The organism is Bradyrhizobium sp. (assembly GCF_049512235.1).
In the GTDB taxonomy this organism is placed as follows: domain Bacteria; phylum Pseudomonadota; class Alphaproteobacteria; order Rhizobiales; family Xanthobacteraceae; genus Bradyrhizobium.
Window position 1 is genome coordinate 1 of the sequence record NZ_JBEKXH010000525.1, and the last position, 4254, is coordinate 4254.

Annotated in this window: 5 protein-coding genes; 3 read left to right on the plus strand and 2 right to left on the minus strand. The window is 58.1% G+C overall.

Going from position 1 to position 4254, the window contains the following annotated elements:
* Positions 1 to 819 precede the first annotated feature (819 nt).
* The gene (locus ABSG20_RS30950) at positions 820 to 1239 is read right to left on the minus strand and encodes a HepT-like ribonuclease domain-containing protein (protein WP_423868254.1); all 420 of its coding nucleotides are present in this window, start codon (positions 1237 to 1239) and stop codon (positions 820 to 822) included.
* A 721-nt stretch (positions 1240 to 1960) separates the two neighbouring features.
* Here ABSG20_RS30950 and ABSG20_RS30955 point away from each other — a divergent pair.
* The gene (locus ABSG20_RS30955) at positions 1961 to 2491 is read left to right on the plus strand and encodes an SMI1/KNR4 family protein (protein WP_423868255.1); all 531 of its coding nucleotides are present in this window, start codon (positions 1961 to 1963) and stop codon (positions 2489 to 2491) included.
* A 173-nt stretch (positions 2492 to 2664) separates the two neighbouring features.
* On the opposite strand, the gene ABSG20_RS30960 is transcribed toward ABSG20_RS30955, so the two are convergent.
* Positions 2665 to 2925 carry a hypothetical protein gene (locus tag ABSG20_RS30960; protein WP_423868256.1) on the minus strand — a complete coding sequence of 87 codons (261 nt, stop codon included), beginning with the start codon at positions 2923 to 2925 and terminating at the stop codon, positions 2665 to 2667.
* 158 nt (positions 2926 to 3083) lie between these two features.
* Here ABSG20_RS30960 and ABSG20_RS30965 point away from each other — a divergent pair, with 158 nt between their 5' ends.
* Both ABSG20_RS30965 and ABSG20_RS30970 read left to right on the plus strand, forming a co-directional pair.
* Positions 3084 to 3707, plus strand: coding sequence for a Uma2 family endonuclease (locus tag ABSG20_RS30965; protein ID WP_423868257.1), 624 nt, complete (start codon positions 3084 to 3086; stop codon positions 3705 to 3707).
* 61 nt (positions 3708 to 3768) lie between these two features.
* Positions 3769 to 4254, plus strand: a 486-nt coding sequence (locus tag ABSG20_RS30970; protein WP_423868258.1) for a hypothetical protein, incomplete at its 3' end; no start/stop codon positions are given.

A 4254-nucleotide genomic window follows, 5' to 3' on the forward strand; every position in this document is an offset into this window, starting at 1 on the left:
CTTTCTCAAGCCGGCTCCACGCCCTCCCTGACCTCCGCCGTTCCCCGCGCCAACCCCGTCCACAAGGTGCCAAACCCAACAAAATCGCAAAAGTCAAAATGAGAATTGCTGTTGTGCCGCGATCGCCCGGATGATCGCGCGGCGAACTCAGTTTTGACATCCGCGGGCTTGTCGAGGCGATCCGCGACTACTGCAATCGGTCCAGTCGTAGCCGCTGGCGCGCGTCCGTCAGACGCCATGCCGCCAGATACGAGACGGATAATGCCTAAATATTTGAGATTACATCCCTTTTAGCAATGTAGATGCTTTCGCTACCCAGTCGCGCGCAACTGTCACCGTAGCAATTCGATCGCGATCAGCGCCAATGGCCCGATCCGATCCGGCTCTCCGATCTGGAACCGCTTCGTGTGCAAAGCCTGCGGCAAGACAAGAGAGGCGCCGACGTTCGGCCGGATTTTCATTGGAACAAGCCGGTATGCTACACGTTAGGAGCTTCAGGGGGGATATCAAAGAGGAGCTAACTATGACTAAAGGCCTTCTTGTCAGTCTTGCTATCCTCAGTCTCTCTACTTCTGCCGCTCTGGCCGCGCATCGGAACCAACATAGCCACGCGATGAATGCATTTGCCGCTGTGCCTGCGCCTCCGGTCGGCTGGAAGGGCGGTGTAAGTAGCACCGACCACACCATGTATCTCCGAAATCTACACGACTCCGGGTATAATCCGAAGAACGACTTAACCGCGGCCGGGAACATGGCGACTCCCTGAGCGTCAGGCCTCTTCGTCTTCGACGGGTCTTTTTTGCGTTTGGCGACCCTAAGCTAAGGGTCGCCTCGCAAATGCGCCTTGATGTGCTCGGACATGTCGGGACCTCCGCGGACCAAGTGGCACGTCGAGCGCACCGGCAAGCCGCAAGCCACCCAAACACCTCTTCCATCATCCGATTCTCCTTCAGGCGAGTGAGATACGTTTTGCGCATTTCCTCCCTGGCGTCGTTCACGCCGGGCAGCGCGACCTCGTAGATGTTGGTCGCGTAACTCGGCAGTGACCTTGCCCGCCGCTTCTCCTCCAATCAGGATGGCGTGAACCAGCGCTAAAGCCAGCATTTCGTCTTTGTCGAGATCCTCGCGGCCTCGGCCTTCGGTGAACCGGATCGCGGCACTCAACGCATCGGCAATATGGCGCAGACGTGTCCATCGGGCCCGATATTGCGTCTCCGCCGCGCGGACATCATCGGGCAAGCCAGCCGCAACGCCGATGGGGTGCTCGCTCCCTGTCTTCGCGCGCGATAGCCGAGTGAAGGCTGCCGCGCCCGAAGCCTATCGGGCGAAGGCGGGCGGTGCACGCGAGCTACGGCTCGGCATGCCAAAAAAATATCGAAAACAACCCCATGCAAAGTAGCCTGGCGTTCGCTGGCATGTGCGATCGCGCGAAAATGCAGGCGCCCGGGAAGTTACGCGGGAAGTTACGGTGACACTGCACTTATTTACGGGAGATTAAAATCATGCCGTCCCGCCCGACCGCTCGCCATCGAGCGCTTGAAACCCGACTTCGTCAACGCGACGATTGCGGAGTTGGCGATCAAGGATGACTTCAATCCGATCGCCGGGACGGCGCTTGAAGACGCCAAAGCGCTTTTGAGGTTGGTATGATCAGTGCGTAGGGCGCATTGGAGCCGAAGGCGTAATGCGCCATCTTGGCGCTTCATAACGGCGGATCATGATCCGCCCTTGAGCTATCGGCTTCGGTAAAGCAGACAGGGAATAGGAGACAGATTAAAATGTGCAACATACTTCGTACCGAAATCTCCTTACCCGCCATCATCGTCTCCGTCGCTTGCATCCTGACGGAACGAACCGATTGCCGCGAGGAACAAAAAATGATCTGCTCCGCATTCAACTTCATGCCAAGTGGCGGGTTGCGGCTTCGCCTCCAACCCGCCCGAGCTGGGATTGCTCAACGATGCCGCAGATTTATGGAGATTTTGACCTGACTGATTTTTGGGAAGAGTCTGACTATGCGAACCGAGAATATGTCGATGCGCCGCCCGACCAACAGACTATCGATGCGGTGCAAGAGCGTTTAGGTTACAGGGTGCCAGCGGCTTACATTGAACTCTCTCGTCACCAGAATGGGGGAACGCCGCGTAAGATTTGCATCCGCAGTCCCTCCCGCACAACATGGGCTGAGGACCACGTCGCGATCACCGGAATCTTTTCGATTGGAAGCCGCAAGAGATATTCGCTCTGCGGCGAATGCGGCAGCGCGCTTTGGGTCGAAAAGGGAGGCTACCCGAACATCGGGGTCTACTTCGCCGATTGCCCATCTGCTGGCCACGACATGATATGTCTCGACTACCGCAAATGCGGCCCAAATGGCGAGCCCTCGGTCGTCCATGTCGATCAGAAGTGGGATTATCGCATTACGTTTCTCGCCGAAACTTTCGAGAGTTTCATCCGTGGGCTGTCTTCCGAAGATGCGTTCGACAATTGAAATCCGGCGTAAGCCGCTGCTAAATTGTTGGTAGCTCGTGTGCCGGGTTGGAGCCGAAGCCCGCGATAGCTTTAAGTCTAACGGCGGATTACGCGTCGGCTCCAATCCGCCCTTGTAATAGCCGACCGGGACTTCGCCATCAAGGTCCTGAAGATCCCATCCATCTTTGTCCATCAAAGCGAGGCGTTCTCTGAAGGGCGCAGCAGGGCCGCGGCGATGGCGCCGAGATTGTCGCCGCGGGCGGCGGCGCCGAGCAGCAAGGTTTGGCTAGCCGGCGCCGCCCTGGCAAGCCGGTCGGTGCCGCGATGACGGCGTGCGGCCCGCTTATCTGCGACGAGGGCCTCGATATGGGTCGGATCCTCGATCTGATCTCCCCAGTCCACACTTGCGCTGGTCCCGGATAGCATGGACGGGGTAAGGAAGCGGATGTGCAAGGCTTTCCTCAATGCTATAAACGACCTATCGCAAGGGTCGAGGTCGAGGTCTTTTTGCGAGATGGCCAATTTGGCCGGCCGCTTGCGAGTTGTGATCGGGAGGCGAGCGGCCTAACTTCGGCCGTATCACCGACGTGCGGAGCCGCAGGATGGCGCCTATGGAAGCTGCAGTTGTTGACCGTCGCGCGGGCCGGATGTCGGGCGCGGAATTCCGTGCTTTCCAGCACAAGAGGCCCGATCATGAGCGCTGGGAATTACTCGGTGGTGTCCCCATGATGATGACGCCTCCGACACTCTCGCACAATCAGATCGCCACTAACCTGCAGATGCTGCTTAACGACGCGTTGGATAGCCACGACCCCTCGATGCTCGCGGCCCAGCGCCCCGGTCTCGAGCTTGCCAGCGGCGACTATAAGCCCGAGCCGGACGTCGGGGTGATCGACGCCGACTTCGGCGCTGGGCAGCGCTTCGTCGAGAAGGCGTACCTGCTCGCCGAGATCATTTCCGGAACGGACGACATCCCGGTGCCGGGGACGAACCGCCGATGGGTCGACGTGAAGCGCGACCTCTATTGCGCCCACGAACATTGCCAGGCCGTCCTGATCGTCTCGCAGGACCGCATGGAAGTCGAACTGGACCTCAAGACGGAGAACGGCTGGGCGGCATCGGTCCTGGAGGGCGGCGGCGCCGAACTGTCGATCCCCGCATTCGGGTTCAAGTGCCTCGTCGCGGACCTCTACAACAAGACTCCGTTAGCGCCGCGGCGTGCAGTGCTAACCTAGAGTATTTTCTGATCCCATATTGTCATAGGAGAATCACCACTACGGCGGGGCAGCGTTCACAATGTTCGGAGATCGTCCAATCCGAGGAATTGTCGATCCAACCGAAGGCGGCTTAATTGCCGCGCTCGGTTCAAAAGTAGACCCGTTCCTTCCGATTCGTTGGATTGCCACGGTCCAGTTGCTCGTCGCCGTATCCGGGATCATCTCCTTGAGGGGCATATACGAAGGGCTTTACCTTTCTACCGACTTCACCATCCCAATTCTAGCATCCCTGATCGTCTGCTCTGTCTTTTTGGCTGTCTCACCACGATGGGCTTGGCATCTCAAACAATTTGCTACTGTGTTACAGCAGCGAAGAGCGAAACCTAAGATCGAAAAAGAAGAGGAAGAGAACGACAAGGCAAGCCTGAAATGGCTTGGAACGCTCGTCGCAAATCAAGCCCTACATTTAGCCATTGGCGGGGGGCTATTTGTCGCACTGCTTGTAATTCCATTTGTGGAAAAGGTCGGCGGCCTATTGGGTAGCCACGCAGTGAAATTTTCCGAG